Below are 18,120 nucleotides of genomic sequence, written 5' to 3'. Positions count from 1 at the left end.
GCCACCGATGACATTCATCGGTGGCATTTTTGTTCATTCGTTTTCCAATCGTTTAATCGCTTCATCTAGTTGTTCCTGATCCTCTTCCGATAACTTTGGATATTGCGGATCAATTTCCTTCAGGACGTCATTCATGACTTCGGTGACGATATAGCGGGAATACCATTCGTCATCTGCCGGTAAGATGTACCACGGTGCATACGATGTCGACGTCGCCGAGACAAGCTCAGCAAAAATCTCATGGTATTCGTCCCAGTGCTTGCGTTCTTCAATATCACTGAACGAGAATTCGAAGTTTTTCTTTGGATCCTTCAGACGAGTCAACAATCGTTGCCGTTGCTCCTCTTTTGAGACATGGAACAAAAACTTGACGACCCGGAAACCGTTCTCGACGAGATAGCGTTCAAAGTCATTGATTTGACGATAGCGCATCTGCCACACATCCCCATCATTCGGCTTTTCCTCTTCCTCGAGCAAATCATGGATTCGTGGCGCAATGACTTCCTCATAATAGGAACGGTTCAAGATGCCGACTTCCCCTTTTTCCGGTAGTCCTTCGTGGATTCGCCATAGATAGTCGTGTTTTTGCTCCGTATCCGACGGTTTTTTGACGGAAATCGTTCGGAGTCCTTGTGCGTTCAAGTTAGAAAAGATGTAGCTGATTGCCTCATCCTTCCCTGCTGCATCAATCGCTTGCAGGATGACGAGGACGCCGTTCTTCTCTTCGGCATGCAAACGCCAGTGTAACTCTTGTAACGTCTCGACACTTTTCGGAATCCGCTTTTCTCGCAATTCCGCTTCCGAAATCTCATGTTTTTCTGATGTCGGGTAATTCGAAAACGAGACTTGCTCGCCTTCCTTAACACGATAGGATGACAGTTTCATGGTAGGGCTCCTCCTTTAATTGCTTCTAAAGGGGGTTTACCCTACTCGTTCATCCTGAAAACGTTCAGATGAACTTATCTTTTCAAAAGGAGATGGACTCCCTCTTCTAGCGTCGTCACAGGACGACCGAGTAATTCTTCAAAATCAGTACTTTCTACTGCCAGAGTTCCGGCCGCGATATCTGCCTGGATACTCGTCAACATTGGAATCAAGAAGTCAGGTAAGCCAGCTGCTTGCATCCGCTCACCATAGGTCGCGCCATCTACTTCATCTACAGCGACCGATCGGTTAAGCACTGTTCCAACTGCATTCGCAAGTTCTGCTTGTGTATGCAACGGTCCAGAGAGTTCATAGATCGCTTTTGGATGCTCAAGCGTCAGCCCCGTCGCAATCGCTAGCGCATACTCCTCTTGTAACGCCCATCCGACTTTTCCTTCGCCTGCTGCCGTTAACCAATCTGCGCCTTGTGCGACGGCATCCATCGTTCCGAGTTCATTTTCGAGATACCAGTTGTTGCGGAAAAAGACATACGGGATACCTGTCGCTTGAATCGCTTCTTCTGTGACCCGATGTGTTCGCGCAAGTCCGTTCGTGCTATGTGCCGCATTAGCGATGCTCGTATAGCCGATCAGCTTGACGCCTGCCGCTTGTGCTGCCGTGACGGCGGCTTGATGTTGCCGGATCCGTGTTGCTTCTTCACCGTCCGTCGAAATGATCAGCAGACGATCGATACCTTGAAACGCGAGTCCGAGTGTTTCCGGCTGATCGAAATTACCATGCCGGACGTCGATTCCTTGCGCTGCAAGCGACGCTGCTTTTTCAACGTCACGGACACTAACCGCTACATGTTCGTTGCCGACTTGTTCACTGAGATGTTGCACGATGCGCGCACCTAATTTTCCGGTTGCTCCTGTAATTAACCATTTCATGATGAAACCACTCCTTTGAAGTTTGATGTTGTTCTTCATGATACGCCAGGTGATACACTAAAAAAAGTAGGCACTTATCTGAAACTAGGTCCCTCAAAACGAACCAATGGGAGAGGATGAACGTGGCTGTATTCGATTCAACGACCAATCAACGGACGGCTTGTCCAGTCACTCGGGTTCAACAGATGGTCGCTGGCAAATGGAAGATCATCTTGCTGTGGCACCTGACGCACGGAACGCATCGTTTTCATGAACTGCAACAATTAACAGGCATCTCTAAAGGAACATTAACGCGTCAGCTTCGCGAACTCGAGGCGGATGGTTTGATTCAACGACACGTCTTTGGCGAAGTTCCTCCTCGCGTTGAATATTCCCTGACGGATGCCGGACATAGTTTTTTACCGATTCTTGACCAAATGGCAGCTTGGAGTGAGCAACACTTCCAGGGGGAATGATCGTGAGTAACAAAAAAACATGCGCTTCTTCTCGATTCAGAAAAGAAGTGCATGTTGTCGTTCATTCCGTCGCTGTCACCGTCTGACGTAAGTGGGTATCAATCGCCTCTGCGACGCGTAATCCGGAGATGACAGCACTCTCGACGCGCGTCCGCCCTGACGCATCATCGGCTTCAAGGAACGCATCCCCGGCAAGCCAAAGCGGATGTGCCGCTAGTTTCAAATGCGGTGTCCGGTAAACCGCACGTGCCTGAGCGTAACGCCAACGTTTGAGCTGACGCGAAACAATCGTCACCGGTCCGAGTTGCTGTTGTAACAGCCGCTCGACTTCAGCGAGTGTCTCTTCTTCCGGACGCTCGTACCAGTCTTCACTGAAGCGAGCTGTCATATAGACACTCAAGAGTGTCGTCTTCGAAATCTGCTTCTCGGCATTATTGACGAGTTTTAACATCCCATCGACGAGTTGTTCGTCTTGTAGACCGACTTCCCCGATCGTCAATCGCTCTTTGATTTCAAACAGACCCACGAATGTCGGCTCGAACGTCACTTGGCGTAACTGCTCATGATCGTCATCTCCGAGCGCCAGATCAGAAGACTGCAACAGTTCATATGCTTGCGGCACAGGCGCCGTCACGAGTAACGCATCATACGTACCTTGATGATCCGTCGCTTGTGTGACGAGTTCGTCTTCCGTTGCCGTAATATGCGTGACCTGTTCATTCAACTGGACGGGAATCCCTCGACCAATCGCTTGTACGAGTTGATTCATACCGTTCGTTGCGACATAGCGTGGAAAATCCGTTCCGAACCACTTACGAACCCATCCCTTCTCAAGCCATTCATCGACTTCGCGTCCTAACTCTTCCGTCCGAACCGTGAAGAAGACGGCACCATGATCCGCTGTTCCTTCATCAATCCGACGAGTTGCCATTCGCCCCCCGACGCTCTGGCTTTTTTCGATGATTTCAACAGCATGTCCTGCTGCCTGCAATTGGCGTGCCGCAAAGATTCCGGCGAGTCCACCACCGATGATTCCGATTCGTTTCCCTGTCATCTCGCTTCCCCCTCATATTCCTCATTTCCCTAAGTATAGAGGTTTCTTCCAAGACATGGGTGAATCAATATCCGTCCGATATGCTCGTCGTTTGTAATTCCTGCTCGATGAGCATGATGTTCTCCTCAAAGAACGTCCGGTGCTCTTCTAGTCCACGTTTGATGCACCAGCCAACGGCCGTGAGTGCTTCCCACAAACGATAGTATGCTAGATACGTCTCAATCGGCACGTCTGGGTGTAACGTCGCGTATCCTTCTTGAAATGCCGTGACGTAAATGGAGCCGAACGTATTGAGATTACGGACGATCTTCGTGAAGTCCATCTCGACGGCCCCGTAGCGGGTCGTCTCGAAATCGATCACCCCTGTGACTTGATCACCTACCGTCAGTAAATTTGCTAGGCGGAAGTCACAATGTGTGGCAACGGGACGTGAAGGCTCCGGTAACGACTGTTCTCGTCTGACTAACTCTGTTTGGATGTTCTCTAAAAAAAACGGATCAAGTTCGGTCGTGATGAACGGCATGAATCCATCGAGTTTTTCATTCCGGAAGCGTCGCCAGTCCTGAACCGGATAGGCATAAAATCCATCTTCCGTATACTCGCCGTAAGCTTCTCCTGTACACGTATGCAGCATTGCGAGCGTTCGACCAATTTCGTACGCCAATTTTTTAGTCATCGTAATCGGTGCCTGTCCCGCTAAGGCAGCAAGTACGAACGCCCCTGTCGTCTGCCCGGGAGTTGCTTCAGCTAAGATGTGCGGCACGGGTACAAATTCTTCTAGTGCATGAATCCAGCCACGTTCCCGGTACCACTTTTCAGCCGTATACGGGCGCTTTAAGAAAACGACCTGACCATCCGTTAGGACGAGACGATCGACTTCAGAACTATACGATTCGTCGACAGTCGCGCATGCTGCGACGTCGAGTTGAAAATGTTCAATCCATTCGTCTCGCGTCATTCCATCGTTCCCACTATTTTCTGTAGCGTTTCACCTGGTAGACCGTCAATCGGTCCAACATAGGTCGATTCAAAACCTAATCCGATCAAAATACGGCGCGACGCTTCATGTGCTGGATCAATCGTCGCCGTGACGACCTGCAGCTCTTCTTCTGTCGCTAACTGTAAGAGACGCTCTGCAATCGCTGTGCCGTATCCGCGTCCCCACTGATCGGGTAGCAGCATGTAACCGAGCTCTGCTTCAAACGGTTGCGTTTGACTCCGGGTCATGTGCCCGATTCCAATCCATGTCTCTTCGGTATAAATCAGATATGATCCGAGTCGGTCGTGCTGCTGTTGTTCAAGGATTCGCTCAAAGCGTTGTTTCGTTTCCGTATCTGTTAATGCCTGTTCCGTGATGTAACGCATGACACGTTCATCTTGGACGAGCGTCGCGTAGCGATCGTAATCGGACGCTGTTATTTTTCGTAATTCAATCATCTTATTCTCCTCTTCATGTCCGGTAGTCATTGTGGGTTGGGGTGAAGACATCTTCCGTCGACGGACGAACGATCGCAAAATGTTCGACGTTATAATGGCCGTGCAAGACTTGATTGTGGTGGGCGATCATTTGCTCCGGCGTCAGGACCTCGGACCCGTTCGTCGTATGCCCGTCGGCGACGAGTGTGACATCAAAGCCATGCACCGTCGCACTGCGCACCGCAGTATCGATGCAGTGTTCCGTCTTACAGCCTAAGACGATCAGATGTTCAATCGATGCTTGGCGTAGATAATCAAGCAAGGGGGTGCCATGAAACGAATTCGTCGCCGCTTTATCGAACGTGACACTGGAAGCTGGAACGGGAATCGAGTCATGAACTGCAAACCCAGGTCCTGTTCCGCCAGCGACGTCCAGATCCCGAATGAAAACGACCGGAACGTTTCGTTCGTCTGCTTCAAGTACGACCGCTTCGATGACATGCGCGACTTGCTCTTTTAAGTATACCGGACGTTCTTCCGTGTTTCCGTCGACGAGTTCCTGTTGAAAATCAATCACTAGGACTGCTTGTTTCATCGTCATGTTCCTCCTTGTAAAATCGACTACTTGTTTCCTTCCCGTTCTTCTGAATGATTTCCTGCTCTTGACGGACGTGAAACTTTTTAGTTGTTGGATTCGTTAAGAAGAAGGAAAGGATGTGTCTGGATGATTTGGTTTGGCGTCATCTTCTTATGTGTGCTTCTCGTCAATCTGACACTGGAGAAACTGATCATGAACCGGACGATGACAGGTAGTTGGTTCGTACGCAACTTACTCATTTGTCTCGGGATCACTCTATTACTATTCGGAATCGAACGTTATGTCATATCCGGATTCTAAAAAAGCAGATAGCGATTTTCGCTATCTGCTTTTTTAGTTAATAGACTTCGTAATTTTGCCCAGTCTGTGCCCCTTCGACACTTTTCTCAAACGCCGTCGCGACACGTGACGCCGGAACGGCTTCAAAACCACGGAAGAAAGGTCCGTACTTTTCAAGCGACTCGATCAGTACGTTCGGGCTGACACTGTTGATCCGAATACCTCGTGGCATCTCGATCGCTGCTGCATGAACGAACGCTTTGACTCCACCGTTCGCAAGCGCAGCAGATGCGCCTTGGCGAATCGGATCGTCCATCATGATGCCGGTCGTCAGCGTAAAGCTTCCCCCGTCTCGTACTGACTCTAAACCAAGCAAGACGAGATTGACCTGACCTTTTAGTTTACTGTCGATCCCGATTTGATTAAGCTCCGGTGTTAAGTCCGTCAATGGACCAAAATGAGCGCCACCTGTCGCACTGATGACGGCATCAACAGAACCGACTGTTTCATACATCGCCCGGATACTTGCTTCTGACGTAATATCGACTTGTACATCCGCTCCGCTTCGTCCGGCACGAATGATGTCATGCCGCTCACTCAGCCGTTCGACGACTGCCTGTCCAATCGTTCCGCTTGCTCCTACTACTAAAATTCGCATGATCCCTTCCCCTTTCACGTCTAGCTTACCTATCTAGCCTACTGCACAGCAGCTGATGGTTTCAAGGAATCTACCGGATGCGTCTTCAAGAAGACGAGGATTTCTTCGAACAAACGTTGTTTATCCCGATCGAGCGTCAATAAATGTTTACTGTTTGGAAGAAGGACCTTCTTCTGATCTCGGCTCGGCACTGTCGTTTCGATTCGATTGAGACTCGCATGATAGACGGCATCATCTAAGGCACCAAGGAACAAGGCGATGGGTTGCGTGATCTTCGGCAAGACGACTCCTGTGTCGAGAATGAACTGTTGCAGTGCCCGTAAGTCTTTCTCCGGTCGTGGAAAATGACGGTCGACAAAGTCTACGATCCACTCCGGTGAACGATCGTCAAACTGAAAATACCGTTCTGTATACCGACGGACGCGGTGCTCGAGTCCCGCAATCGTCCGCTCAAGAATCGGCGTTGAGAGTAAGACGAGTCCTGCGCATCCTGACTGTTCTGCTAGTCGAAGTGCCATTACTCCACCGAGTGATTGTCCGACCAAAAAGATGTCGTTGTGTCCTCGATCTTGTAAAAACGCGAGTCCGGCTTGCGCGGATTGCCAGACGTCTTCGATCGTCGTCGCAAACAAGCGCTCCGGCGATTCCCCGTGCCCGGCGTAATTGGGCGCGTAACAGGTATAGCCGGCTGCATGTAAAAAACGAGCGAGTCCCCGCATCTCATTCGCACTTCCAGTAAAACTATGTAACAACAAAACAGCAGGTCCGGGTCCTTCTAAGTACAGATCCTTTGATTTCGTAATCAAGTGCGCCCCTCCTTTTCATCTTTTCACACTTCCTCTACCGAAGCATCCTCCCGTAACGATTCTATAATCCGAAAGCCTGGGTAGTCCGCTTCGGATCGTCGTTCGCCACTTGACCGATAATAAGCATTCCAGTAACTGATCATCCGGTCTTCGATTCGCTTCATGTATGCCGGATCATCCTCAACGAACCGCCGCTTCACTTCCGGATCCCATTGCTCGATTGCGGGTACGATGATGTCGACGATTTCACGGACGTACTCACTAGCAAGTTCGATGAGATAGGCGAGAACCCATCCGTCGTGTGAATGGTTTTTAAGTAACTGCTGAAGATAATGCTCACGAACATGACCATCATGGTGACGGGTATAAAGGCAGTATAAAATCGTCTGCTGAGTCGGCGTTAGTTGCTTGATCCGCTCGGGCGCAACTTCTGGCACATATACGCGAATCGGAAGCTGTATGTGTTCCTGCTCTACATTTACTTCGATCGCCCCTGGTGATAAACGCGTCCATCCAAACGGTAGACATGCTTTAACGACCCGAACGTCCTGTTCATATCTCTTAGGAAATGCGGTGATCCAGCGGTTCATCTCGTTCTCCTCCTAATATAAAAACTCCAAATGACAGACGCTTACACGCCTGTCATTTGGAGTCGATTTGTTTCCTTATTCAACCGTTACCGACTTCGCCAAGTTACGTGGCTTATCGACGTCACAGTCGCGACCGAGTGCCGCGTAGTATGAGATCAATTGAAGTGGTAAGACAGACAAGAGCGGTGACAAGAGTGGCTCGACTGCTGGGATGACGAATGCATCCGTCGGCAATTCAAGACCTTCTGCTGCGATGACACACGCGTTCGCCCCACGTGCGACGACTTCCTTGACGTTCCCACGGTTGTTGAGGTGAACATGTGGTTGTGTCACGAGCGCGATGACCGGTGTGTTGTCTTCGATCAAGGCGATTGGACCGTGCTTGAGCTCTCCACCCGCGTATCCTTCTGCTTGGATATACGAGATCTCTTTGAGTTTCAATGCACCTTCCATCCCGACGTATGCATCTTGTCCACGACCGATGAAGAACGCGTTACGTGACTCAGACAAGTATTCTGTCGCGATTTCTTGGAAACGATCCTTTTGAGACATGACCGATTCCATCGCACTTGAGATTTTACCGAGTTCCTTCATGAGATCGAAGTTGACGGCAACTCCTTTTGCTTGAGCAAGGTCAAACGCAAGGACAGCAAGGACAGCGATTTGAGCTGTATACGCTTTTGTTGAAGCAACGGCGATTTCTGGACCCGCGTGGAGCAACAATGTTGCGTTTGCTTCACGTGACAATGTTGATCCTGGAACGTTCGTGATCGTCAGTGCCGGGTGACCAAGTTTCTTCGCTTCGACGAGAACAGCACGGCTATCCGCTGTTTCACCTGATTGTGAAAGGAAGAGGAAGAGCGGTTTCTCTGTCAATAATGGCATGTTGTATCCGAACTCAGAAGAGATGTGCACTTCTGTCGGGATGCCTGCGATTTGTTCGATCAACTGTTTCCCGATCAAACCAGCATGGTAGCTTGTTCCGCAACCGATGATATAGACACGGTCACGACCGAGTACGAGATCACGGACCGATTGGTCGAGTGTGATGTCGCCTGCTTCGTTTTGATATTTTTGAACGATGTTACGAATGACCGCTGGTTGCTCATCCATCTCTTTGAGCATGTAGTGCGCGTACGTTCCTTTTTCGATGTCTGATGCATCGATTTCAGCCGTGTACGCTTCACGCTCTTGGACGTTCCCATCGAGATCTTGGATCGTGACGCTATCACGCGTCAAGATGATCATCTCGCCATCATGCAACTCGATGAATTGATCCGTTACTTGTAACATTGCCATTGCGTCTGATGCGACGACGTTGAACGTACCGTCACCGAGACCAACGAGAAGTGGTGATTTGTTTTTTGCGACGTATAAGACGTCTGGATTTTCAGCATCGATCAATGCGAGGGCATACGAACCGTGCAAGACGCGGAGTGTTTGACGGAATGCTTCCGCGACGTCACCTGTCTCGTTGAAGTTCTTTTCGATCATCTGAACGATGACTTCTGTATCCGTGTCGCTGAGAAGATCGACATTCAATTCTGCTTTTAGCTGCTCATCGTTCTCGATGACGCCGTTGTGCACGAGTGTGAAACGTGCTGACGCACTTTGGTGTGGGTGAGCGTTTGGTACGCTTGGGACACCGTGTGTTGCCCAGCGTGTGTGTCCGATTCCGACTGTGCCGTCTGCATCAGCAGGAACGACTTCGCGTAGCGCAGCAATCCGGCCTACTTCTTTGTGGACTTGGACGCCGTCGTTGACGAACGCAAGACCTGCCGAGTCATAGCCGCGGTACTCGAGCTTCTCGAGACCTTTTAATAAAATTTCCTTCGTGTTAACTTGTCCGATCATACCTACGATTCCGCACATGTTACATCTCTCCATTTACAAGTATTTCCCTAAAGAGGAAACGGCTCTTGTTGAGAGGATCCCGATCGGTCTGTTTGTCCGTCCAATCACTTGGACGATTTCAGAACGATTTACGGTATGGATCTGGTACCGGGAGGCATCCGCCGAATAATTCGATAAACCTCCACCTCGTCAGCTTTCATCCTACGAAGAAAGCCCTGGCGCTTCTTGTTTCCGTCTGACCCCGTTTCTGTCCGACTTCACCATCATACGAACTTTAATCTGAAAAAGCAAGAAAGGTAACGTATTTGTAACTATTCCCGATATTTTTCTAATCAATACGTATAATCCCTATATTTTGTAAAAAACTCAATCTGTTTTTCTAAAATAATTGTAAAAAAAGAAGCAGAGCAATCGCTCTGCTTCGGGCTGCTTAGTTTTCTTGTAACGCGTAGTTCTCACGAACGACGTTCGCGATCCGCTCGACGTATGCATCACATGCTTCTTGTGTCGGAGCTTCTGCCATGACACGAACGAGTGGTTCTGTTCCTGACGCACGAACGAGGATCCGTCCGTTCCCCGCCATCTCCGCTTCGACTTCGGCAATGATTGCTTGCACGGCAGGACCGCTCATTGCGCCATTTTTGTCTGAAACACGGATGTTTACGAGACGTTGTGGGAAGATCGGCATCTCAGCTGCAAGTTCCGATAACTTCTTCCCTGTCGCTTTCATGATTTGCAACAACTGGACGCCTGACAACATGCCGTCTCCTGTCGTTGAGTAGTCCATGAAGATGATATGACCCGACTGTTCGCCACCGAGTGTGTAGTCGTTCTTACGCATCTCTTCGACGACATAACGGTCACCGACCGCTGTCTGAAGCGCCGTCATCCCGTTTTCTTCGACGGTTTTATGGAAACCGAGGTTACTCATGACCGTCGCAACGATCGTGTTGTCTTTTAGACGACCGAGTTCGTTCAAGTATTTCCCGCAGATGAACATGATTTTATCGCCATCGACGATATCACCGTTCTCATCGACTGCAATCAAGCGGTCGCCGTCTCCATCAAACGATAAACCAACGTCTGCGCCTTTTTCCTTAACGAAGGCAGCAAGATGTTCAGGGTGTGTCGAACCGACACCATCATTGATGTTGAGTCCGTTCGGAGTTGTACCGATCGTTGATACTTCCGCTTCCAAGTCACCGAATAGACGTGGTGCGAGGCTTGACGTCGCCCCGTGTGCACCGTCGATCGCGACATGGATGCCTGAGAAATCTTCATCCGATGTCTGACGAAGCATGTGAAGATATTTCTGAGCCCCTTCATAGTAATCATGAACGAAGCCGAGTTCTTTTCCGGCTGGGCGTGGCAATGTATCTTCTGCTTCATCGAGCAATGCTTCGATCTCAAGTTCTGTTGCGTCATCGAGCTTAAAGCCGTCTGAACCGAAGAACTTGATCCCGTTATCTTCCACTGGATTGTGCGATGCAGAGATCATGACTCCGGCTGTCGCATCCATCGTTTTTGTCAGGTATGCAACACCTGGTGTCGAGATGACACCAAGACGCATGACTTCTGCACCAATTGATAACAGACCCGCGATGAGTGCATTCTCAAGCATTTGACCAGATACACGTGTATCGCGTCCAATCAAGACTTTTGGTCGTGTGCTTTCGTGTTTCGTCAACACGTAACCACCTGTTCGACCGAGGCGATACGCAAGTTCCGGTGTCAATTCTACGTTTGCGACGCCGCGTACGCCGTCAGTTCCAAAATACTTACCCATGTGTTATTTCCTCATTTCACTAATTTGTTTTAATTGGTCGGAATCGATGTCCGGGGAATTGCTTTTAATGTGACATCCATATTATCCGGACGCAGGACATCAAAGGCTTTTGATGTCTGATACGAGATCGGCAATCCATGCGTTCCTTCTTTTAATCCTGTCACGTCGATGACCGCTTTGATATCCGTCGCATCAATCGATGCTAAATCAGATTCTTTCCCGCGGACGACGACATCAATCGTTTGATTGTAATCAATCGTATACTTTGATTCATCAAATCCATTCAACGTGACCGTCACACCCGGAATTGTTTTCTCCGCTCGATCCTCGACGGTTTCTGTCGTCGAATTGGCATTTTCTTTTTCGACGACGATATTGACGGTGACCTGTGTCGGATCCATCGCTGTCGCGTTTTCCGGTTCGACGAGTTTGACGGTTTTTTCGGTCGTCTTCGTCAATCCTTTGAGCGAGACCGCTTCCGTATCAACAGAACCGATGCGCTCTAATTCTTCTTTTGTTCCATATAGACGAGCTTCCGTCGTGACGGGAACGATCTTGACGACAGTATACCCTTTTTTGACGTTGTCTTTTGTCTTCACATTAATCGGTACCGTCTTACTTTCCTTATAGATCGGTACTGTGATTTCTAATTGTTCCGGTTGATAAGATGCACTGATCGTATTCCCGTTCGTGTCAGTCGCTTTAGCATTGAACGTCTCTTTGAACGTTTCTGCCCGACCGGTCACATCGATCGGTACTTGGATTGCTGAAATCGCCTGTAACTTCTCTGCGCCTCCCGTGACTTCAACAGTTTGTTGGTTCGGTTGCGCTTCTCCAGCGACATATCCTTCAGCGATTTTGTTTTTATTGAGTAAGGCGACTTGTACCGGTACTTCCTTTGTAATCTTCTTATCGAGGAAAACTTCAATCGTCTCCTGTTTCGGTGTCACCTCGACATCTTTTCCGAAGCCGGTTGCTGTGACACGGACACGATGATAGCCAGGGTCGAGTCCCTTCAAATCAATCGATAATCCAAAATCCTGAACGAGCCGGAGCATCGTCAAGCTACTCGACGGCCCTTTGACGGTCACTTCCATACTATCTGGAATATTATAGGCGACCCACTGCGATTCATCATACTGGACCGTGACCGGCACGTCAAATTTCGTCGAACCTTGTCCTGCGATCGGTAATAGACTAGCGGCATCACTTTTTCCCGTCGTATTCGAACCTGCGACCATCAAATACAACATGACGGCTAAGGCGACGGCAACGATGCGTAAAAACCAGCGTTCATTGAACCACTTTTCGAACATTATTTTTTCGCCCCCATCCAGTTCAAGAAGGAAGTATTCGTCGGTTCGGCTTTGACGATCGTCTCAAGTAACTTCGTTCGTAAGGATTCTTCGTCGAGTTCCCGGTACAGACGTCCATTGATGGCGAGTGAGACACCACCCGTTTCTTCCGAGACGACGAGCGTGACGCTATCCGTCACCTCACTGACACCGATGGCAGCACGGTGACGTGTTCCAAGCTCTTTTGAGATATGTGCACTCTCAGACAGCGGTAAGTAACAAGCGGCTGCTGCTAACTTGCCTTGCTGGACGATGACGGCACCATCATGTAAGGGTGTATTCGGAATGAACAAGTTGATCAGCAACTGACTCGTGATTTGTGAACCGAGCGGAATACCCGTCTCCACGTATTCACTCAGTCCGGTCTCCCGTTCAATCGTCACGAGTGCCCCAATACGACGTTTTGACATGTACTGAGCAGACGATACGAGTGCATCGACGATTCGAACTTGTTCATCTTCATCACTGATGGCACTACGTGAAAAGAATTTACTCGTTCGTCCTAAGTGTTCCAGTCCGCGCCGAAGTTCGGGTTGGAAGATAATGATGATCCCTAGTAATCCGTAGGTGATGATTTGATTCAATAAGAATTGCAGTGTTTTGAGTCCAAAAAAGCCACTCAGGAACCAACTGATCAAAATGACCGAGATCCCTTTAATGAGCTGGACCGCTTTTGTTCCTTTGACGATGATCATGAGCCGGTAAATGACGAACGTCACGACCGCGATATCAATCACATCATTAATATAATCGTACCAATGTACGTTTTCTCCCAGTTTCAACAATTGAAATTGAAGTGGTTGCCAGCTGAAGTAATTCACCAACCGTGCCCCCTAACTCATCTGATTTAAACAGTTTCCATTATAGCACAAAGGGACGAGTTCGACTCGTCCCAGCTGATTATTGAAATAGACGCTTGATTCCGTACCATACGCGTTCGAATAATTGATCGATTTCCTTGATTTCTCCGGTCACGCTACCGGCACTCGCTGTGTACGCTTTCCCGTCAACGGTCATGACGTCACCATTGACTTTCCCTTCGATGCGGACGTTCCCGCCTTCGACATATAGATCTTGATCGACCGTGACGCCTTTCGGGACGACGACCTCGCCATTTTGAGCGACGATGCCTGGTGCATTCGTATAGGATAAGTCATGTTCTTCTTGTGCCATATAACCACCTAGGCTACCGACCGACAAGAGTAAGAAAACAGCCGCTGCCGCGAGCAATGGGTACTGCTTCATCTTCCCTCCAAAACGGGACGGTTGCGGTTGGTGTAGCAAAGCAGCGCTTGGCGTATCCACCTGGTCGGGCAATTGTGCCAGCACGCGGGATGTAAAATCTGCCGATAATTTAGGCGCTGGAAGTTGACGCAGTCGAGCATCAAGGAGCCGATACTCTTCGAACTCGTCCATCGCGTCTACTTCTCGTAACTCTGCTTCTAATCGCTCGAATTCCTCAGGTGGTTGGTTTTGATCTAAATAATCCTGGATCCGTTCATGTACATGCTCTCGTGACATGGTGAGTTCCTCCTTCTCATCGTTTGGCAAAATGCTTCTTCAGCGCTTCTCGTCCACGATGAATTCTAGTTTTGACAGTAGCGACAGGTAATTCGATCATTTCACTGATTTCCTTTAGCGAAAGATCCTCTACATATTTCAGGACGAGTGGGACACGGTATTTTTCTGGTAAAGCTGCAATCGCGTCCCCGACTTCGTTTCGTTGCTCGTTATCGACCACTTGGTCCTCCGGCAAGGTGTCCTTGCTCTCGAGTTGTGAATACAATGTCAGTCCTTCAGTACCTGACATCTCAGCATCAAGAGAATAATCAGGTTTCTTTTTCCGTAATCGGTCAATCGATACGTTCGTGACGATTCGGTACAACCAAGTCCGGAACTTCCATTGTGCATTATACGAATCAATCTTCGTAAATACACGGATGAAGGCTTCTTGTGTCGCATCCTCCGCTTCCATTCGATCGCGCAAGACACGGAAAGCCACAAGAAAGGCACCTTCCTTATATAGATCAACAAGTGCCGCGAATGCATCACGGTCTCCCTGTTTCACTCGCTCAATTAAGCGTAGTGTCGTTTCTTCCACTTTGAATACCCCCCGCTCTATGCGGTCAATCTCTTATACGAAGTCGACCGATAAATGTTTCATCTCCTTTTAAATTGTAACAAAAAAAACTTGAACCCCGATGAAAAGAGTTCAAGTTCTATCCATTATTTTACTAAGCGATGTGTTTCCATTGCCAAAAGTAGATCTCCGATCAGTTCATTCGCAAGTTCTGCTGTTCCGTTTCCTTCTTCAAGTAACGGATTCACTTCAACGAATTCAGCTGCAATGAAGTCTTCTGCCGTTGCGCAATGCTTGAGCACCGTCTTCGCATCGTCTAAGAAAATGCCATCGGCGACACGTGTTCCTGTACCGACGACGAGCGATGGATCGAGACCATCCATATCGAAGCTAAGATAGAACGCATCCGTCGTTTCCTTCAAATAGGCAATCGCTTCTTCCATGATCGCGTCCATTCCCCGAGTTCGGATCGCTTCCATATCATAGACACGAATACCAAGACGATCAATCAGCTCTTGTTCGCCTGGATCAACGTCACGTAATCCGATGAAGACGAGATGTTCCGGTTGCAGCTTGACATCTGTTCCTCCGACTTCCGTTAAACGCTGATGTCCTTCCCCAAGGGCTACAGCGAGCGGCATACCGTGGATGTTGCCAGACGGTGATGTTTCCGGTGTATTCAAATCACCGTGTGCATCGAACCAGATGACGCCAAGACGTGGTACAGTCTGACGTAACCCTGCAATCGTTCCGATCGCCATGCTGTGATCACCACCGACTAATAACGGAAAACGTTGTTCCGATAACGCGTCACGTACGATCAGATGCAAGTCATTCGTCGTATGGACGACGCCTTCAAGACGTTTCAGCTTCGGATCTTCTTCCCGGACTGCATCCTCGGATAAGACAGCCGCTTCCCCGTAGCGTACTGCTTCTTGTCCCCGTGCTTCGAGTGTCGCGAGTAGACCCGCTTTTTCGACAGCTGCAGGTCCATGTTCAGTGCCTGGCTTTCCTTGTCCATAACGGTACGGTACGCTGATATACGCGATGTTCATACGATATTCCCCCTATGTCATAGTCACTTCTACATGTATTGTAAGCGGTAACAAACAAGTGGTTCAACTCAACAAAAAAACGCATGAATATACAAAAAAACACCGTGAAGGGAATCACGGTGTTCTTGCGTACGTACTCTGGTTATGCTTGGCATTTCATATAAAAAAAACTTAAGACGAACGAAACTCGCTTAAGATCTTTAAATAAAATTGGTGGAGCCTAGCGGGATCGAACCGCTGACCTCCTGCGTGCAAGGCAGGCGCTCTCCCAGCTGAGCTAAGGCCCCGAAAGAAAAAGCGGAAGACGGGATTCGAACCCGCGACCCCGACCTTGGCAAGGTCGTATTCTACCACTGAACTACTTCCGCAAGAAATGAGCCATGCAGGATTCGAACCTGCGACCCTCTGATTAAAAGTCAGATGCTCTACCAACTGAGCTAATGGCTCGACATGGTGGGGGGGGGCGGATTCGAACCGCCGAACCCGAGGGAGCGGATTTACAGTCCGCCGCGTTTAGCCACTTCGCTACCCCCCCAGTTTGTCTAGGAAAATTATACAATTGAGAAAAACAGTGCCGGCAACAGGAGTCGAACCCGCGACCTACTGATTACAAGTCAGTTGCTCTACCAGCTGAGCTACACCGGCACAAAAAGTATAATGGTGACCCGTACGGGATTCGAACCCGTGTTACCGCCGTGAAAGGGCGGTGTCTTAACCGCTTGACCAACGGGCCATTGGCTCCGCAAGTAGGATTTGAACCTACGACCTACCGGTTAACAGCCGGTTGCTCTACCACTGAGCTATTGCGGAATAAATTAAATGCCTGGCAACGTCCTATCCTCACAGGGGGAAGCCCCCAACTACTTTCGGCGTTCAAGTGCTTAACTTCCGTGTTCGGCATGGGAACGGGTGTGACCACTTGGCTATCGTCACCAGACGATCGGGCTCGCGCCCTCAAAACTGAAGTCATCAACAAGCATCTGCTAGAACAAGGCCTCGACCGATTAGTATCACTCAGCTCCACATGTCACCATGCTTCCACCCGTGACCTATCTACCTCATCGTCTCTGAGGGGTCTTTCTTGATTACTCAAAGGGAAATCTCATCTTGGAGGGGGCTTCATGCTTAGATGCTTTCAGCATTTATCCCGTCCGCACGTAGCTACCCAGCGATGCTCCTGGCGGAACAACTGGTACACCAGCGGTGCGTCCATCCCGGTCCTCTCGTACTAAGGACAGCTCTCCTCAAATTTCCTGCGCCCACGACGGATAGGGACCGAACTGTCTCACGACGTTCTGAACCCAGCTCGCGTACCGCTTTAATGGGCGAACAGCCCAACCCTTGGGACCTACTCCAGCCCCAGGATGCGATGAGCCGACATCGAGGTGCCAAACCTCCCCGTCGATGTGGACTCTTGGGGGAGATCAGCCTGTTATCCCCAGGGTAGCTTTTATCCGTTGAGCGATGGCCCTTCCATGCGGAACCACCGGATCACTAAGCCCGACTTTCGTCCCTGCTCGACTTGTAGGTCTCGCAGTCAAGCTCCCTTCTGCCTTTGCGCTCTACGAATGATTTCCAACCATTCTGAGGGAACCTTTGGGCGCCTCCGTTACTGTTTAGGAGGCGACCGCCCCAGTCAAACTACCCGCCTGACACGGTCCTCCAGCCGGATCACGGCTGCGAGTTAGAGACTCTATGCATGAAGGGCGGTATCCCAAGGGTGACTCCTCCGAAGCTGGCGCTCCGGGCTCGACGTCTCCCGCCTATCCTGTACATCATGCACAAAGCCTCAATATCAGGCTGTAGTAAAGCTCCATGGGGTCTTTCCGTCCTGTCGCGGGTAACCTGCATCTTCACAGGTACTATGATTTCACCGGGTCTCTCGTTGAGACAGTGCCCAAATCGTTACGCCTTTCGTGCGGGTCGGAACTTACCCGACAAGGAATTTCGCTACCTTAGGACCGTTATAGTTACGGCCGCCGTTTACTGGGGCTTCGGTTCAAAGCTTCGCTTGCGCTAACCCATCCCCTTAACCTTCCAGCACCGGGCAGGCGTCAGCCCCTATACGTCATCTTGCGATTTAGCAGAGACCTGTGTTTTTGCTAAACAGTCGTTTGGGCCTATTCACTGCGGCTCTACTCATGTAGAGCGTCCCTTCTCCCGAAGTTACGGGACCATTTTGCCGAGTTCCTTAACGAGAGTTATCCCGCGCGTCTTAGAATTCTCATCTCGCCTACCTGTGTCGGTTTACGGTACTGGCGCCTTCCCCCTCACTAGAGGCTTTTCTTGGCAGTGTGAAATCGTGACCTACGTCCCTACG

18 protein-coding genes, 7 tRNA genes and 2 rRNA genes (1 of these 27 only partly in view) are annotated in these 18,120 nt (G+C 49.7%); 2 read left to right on the top strand and 25 right to left on the bottom strand.

Translation table 11 applies throughout. The annotated features are described in order from the left end of the window. Positions 1 to 33 precede the first annotated feature (33 nt). Complete coding sequence (locus K7G97_RS01015) at positions 34 to 885, bottom strand: PPK2 family polyphosphate kinase (RefSeq protein ID WP_223041120.1); 852 nt, start codon at positions 883 to 885, stop codon at positions 34 to 36. 74 nt (positions 886 to 959) lie between these two features. Then, positions 960 to 1,814 (bottom strand): NmrA family NAD(P)-binding protein, encoded by an 855-nt coding sequence (locus K7G97_RS01010; RefSeq protein WP_223041119.1) that lies wholly within the window; start codon positions 1,812 to 1,814, stop codon positions 960 to 962. Positions 1,815 to 1,936: 122 nt separating this feature from the next. On the opposite strand from K7G97_RS01010, the gene K7G97_RS01005 reads away from it, so the two are divergent. Then, the gene (locus tag K7G97_RS01005; RefSeq protein WP_023466681.1) at positions 1,937 to 2,269 is read left to right on the top strand and encodes a winged helix-turn-helix transcriptional regulator; all 333 of its coding nucleotides are present in this window, start codon (positions 1,937 to 1,939) and stop codon (positions 2,267 to 2,269) included. A gap of 61 nt (positions 2,270 to 2,330) precedes the next feature. Here the strand turns inward: K7G97_RS01005 and K7G97_RS01000 are convergent, their stop codons facing one another. From K7G97_RS01000 to K7G97_RS00985, 4 genes are all read right to left on the bottom strand, one after another. Next, on the bottom strand, positions 2,331 to 3,323 hold the full coding sequence (locus K7G97_RS01000; RefSeq protein WP_058265404.1) for an NAD(P)/FAD-dependent oxidoreductase: 993 nt from the start codon (positions 3,321 to 3,323) through the stop codon (positions 2,331 to 2,333). 64 nt (positions 3,324 to 3,387) lie between these two features. Beyond that, positions 3,388 to 4,281 carry a phosphotransferase family protein gene (locus tag K7G97_RS00995; RefSeq protein ID WP_223041118.1) on the bottom strand — a complete coding sequence of 298 codons (894 nt, stop codon included), beginning with the start codon at positions 4,279 to 4,281 and terminating at the stop codon, positions 3,388 to 3,390. Further along, on the bottom strand, positions 4,278 to 4,760 hold the full coding sequence (locus tag K7G97_RS00990; RefSeq protein WP_223041117.1) for a GNAT family N-acetyltransferase: 483 nt from the start codon (positions 4,758 to 4,760) through the stop codon (positions 4,278 to 4,280). Before K7G97_RS00990 ends, K7G97_RS00995 begins: the two co-directional genes overlap by 4 nt. A 13-nt stretch (positions 4,761 to 4,773) precedes the next feature. Further along, positions 4,774 to 5,334, bottom strand: a complete 561-nt coding sequence (locus tag K7G97_RS00985) for an isochorismatase family protein (RefSeq protein WP_223041116.1) — start codon at positions 5,332 to 5,334, stop codon at positions 4,774 to 4,776. 129 nt (positions 5,335 to 5,463) lie between these two features. On the opposite strand from K7G97_RS00985, the gene K7G97_RS00980 reads away from it, so the two are divergent. Then, positions 5,464 to 5,637 carry a hypothetical protein gene (locus K7G97_RS00980; RefSeq protein WP_158581864.1) on the top strand — a complete coding sequence of 58 codons (174 nt, stop codon included), beginning with the start codon at positions 5,464 to 5,466 and terminating at the stop codon, positions 5,635 to 5,637. Between the two features lie 37 nt (positions 5,638 to 5,674). Here the strand turns inward: K7G97_RS00980 and K7G97_RS00975 are convergent, their stop codons facing one another. From K7G97_RS00975 to K7G97_RS00885, 19 genes are all read right to left on the bottom strand, one after another. Continuing rightward, positions 5,675 to 6,274: a short chain dehydrogenase gene (locus K7G97_RS00975; RefSeq protein WP_075643168.1), complete on the bottom strand. Its 600-nt coding sequence runs from the start codon at positions 6,272 to 6,274 to the stop codon at positions 5,675 to 5,677. Between the two features lie 38 nt (positions 6,275 to 6,312). After that, on the bottom strand, positions 6,313 to 7,080 hold the full coding sequence (locus tag K7G97_RS00970) for an alpha/beta hydrolase (protein WP_223041115.1): 768 nt from the start codon (positions 7,078 to 7,080) through the stop codon (positions 6,313 to 6,315). A 23-nt stretch (positions 7,081 to 7,103) separates the two neighbouring features. Further along, entirely contained in the window at positions 7,104 to 7,670 is a 567-nt protein-coding gene (locus K7G97_RS00965) for a hypothetical protein (RefSeq protein WP_223041114.1), read from the bottom strand. 75 nt (positions 7,671 to 7,745) lie between these two features. Next, entirely contained in the window at positions 7,746 to 9,542 is a 1,797-nt protein-coding gene (glmS, locus tag K7G97_RS00960; protein WP_064300436.1) for a glutamine--fructose-6-phosphate transaminase (isomerizing), read from the bottom strand. Between the two features lie 412 nt (positions 9,543 to 9,954). Then, positions 9,955 to 11,310, bottom strand: a complete 1,356-nt coding sequence (gene glmM / locus K7G97_RS00955; protein WP_029343107.1) for a phosphoglucosamine mutase — start codon at positions 11,308 to 11,310, stop codon at positions 9,955 to 9,957. 29 nt (positions 11,311 to 11,339) lie between these two features. Then, on the bottom strand, positions 11,340 to 12,626 hold the full coding sequence (locus tag K7G97_RS00950) for a CdaR family protein (RefSeq protein ID WP_064300434.1): 1,287 nt from the start codon (positions 12,624 to 12,626) through the stop codon (positions 11,340 to 11,342). Next, positions 12,626 to 13,486, bottom strand: a complete 861-nt coding sequence (gene cdaA / locus K7G97_RS00945) for a diadenylate cyclase CdaA (protein WP_050676886.1) — start codon at positions 13,484 to 13,486, stop codon at positions 12,626 to 12,628. Before cdaA ends, K7G97_RS00950 begins: the two co-directional genes overlap by 1 nt. Positions 13,487 to 13,565: 79 nt before the next feature. Further along, a complete protein-coding gene (locus K7G97_RS00940) occupies positions 13,566 to 14,186 on the bottom strand; it encodes an anti-sigma factor (protein ID WP_149426610.1) in 621 nt (206 codons plus the stop codon). Between the two features lie 16 nt (positions 14,187 to 14,202). Beyond that, entirely contained in the window at positions 14,203 to 14,766 is a 564-nt protein-coding gene (gene sigW / locus K7G97_RS00935; RefSeq protein WP_023466660.1) for an RNA polymerase sigma factor SigW, read from the bottom strand. Between the two features lie 125 nt (positions 14,767 to 14,891). Then, positions 14,892 to 15,800, bottom strand: coding sequence for an arginase (rocF, locus tag K7G97_RS00930; RefSeq protein ID WP_029343103.1), 909 nt, complete (start codon positions 15,798 to 15,800; stop codon positions 14,892 to 14,894). A 211-nt stretch (positions 15,801 to 16,011) separates the two neighbouring features. After that, positions 16,012 to 16,087 (bottom strand) — tRNA-Ala (locus tag K7G97_RS00925). A 9-nt stretch (positions 16,088 to 16,096) separates the two neighbouring features. Continuing rightward, a tRNA-Gly gene (locus K7G97_RS00920) sits at positions 16,097 to 16,168 on the bottom strand. Between the two features lie 6 nt (positions 16,169 to 16,174). Continuing rightward, positions 16,175 to 16,247 (bottom strand) — tRNA-Lys (locus tag K7G97_RS00915). 4 nt (positions 16,248 to 16,251) lie between these two features. After that, a tRNA-Tyr gene (locus K7G97_RS00910) sits at positions 16,252 to 16,335 on the bottom strand. Between the two features lie 37 nt (positions 16,336 to 16,372). Next, positions 16,373 to 16,445: transfer RNA gene (locus K7G97_RS00905), tRNA-Thr, on the bottom strand. A gap of 13 nt (positions 16,446 to 16,458) precedes the next feature. After that, positions 16,459 to 16,533 (bottom strand) — tRNA-Glu (locus K7G97_RS00900). 2 nt (positions 16,534 to 16,535) lie between these two features. Next, positions 16,536 to 16,610: transfer RNA gene (locus K7G97_RS00895), tRNA-Asn, on the bottom strand. An 11-nt stretch (positions 16,611 to 16,621) separates the two neighbouring features. Further along, positions 16,622 to 16,737 (bottom strand): 5S ribosomal RNA (gene rrf / locus K7G97_RS00890). A gap of 47 nt (positions 16,738 to 16,784) precedes the next feature. Then, a 23S ribosomal RNA gene (locus K7G97_RS00885) occupies positions 16,785 to 18,120 on the bottom strand; it runs 1,578 nt beyond the window's last position.

This window comes from Exiguobacterium acetylicum (genome assembly GCF_019890935.1).
GTDB lineage: Bacteria > Bacillota > Bacilli > Exiguobacteriales > Exiguobacteriaceae > Exiguobacterium_A > Exiguobacterium_A abrahamii.
Note: the sequence above shows the minus strand (reverse complement) of the source record. Positions and strands in the feature narration are given on the sequence as shown.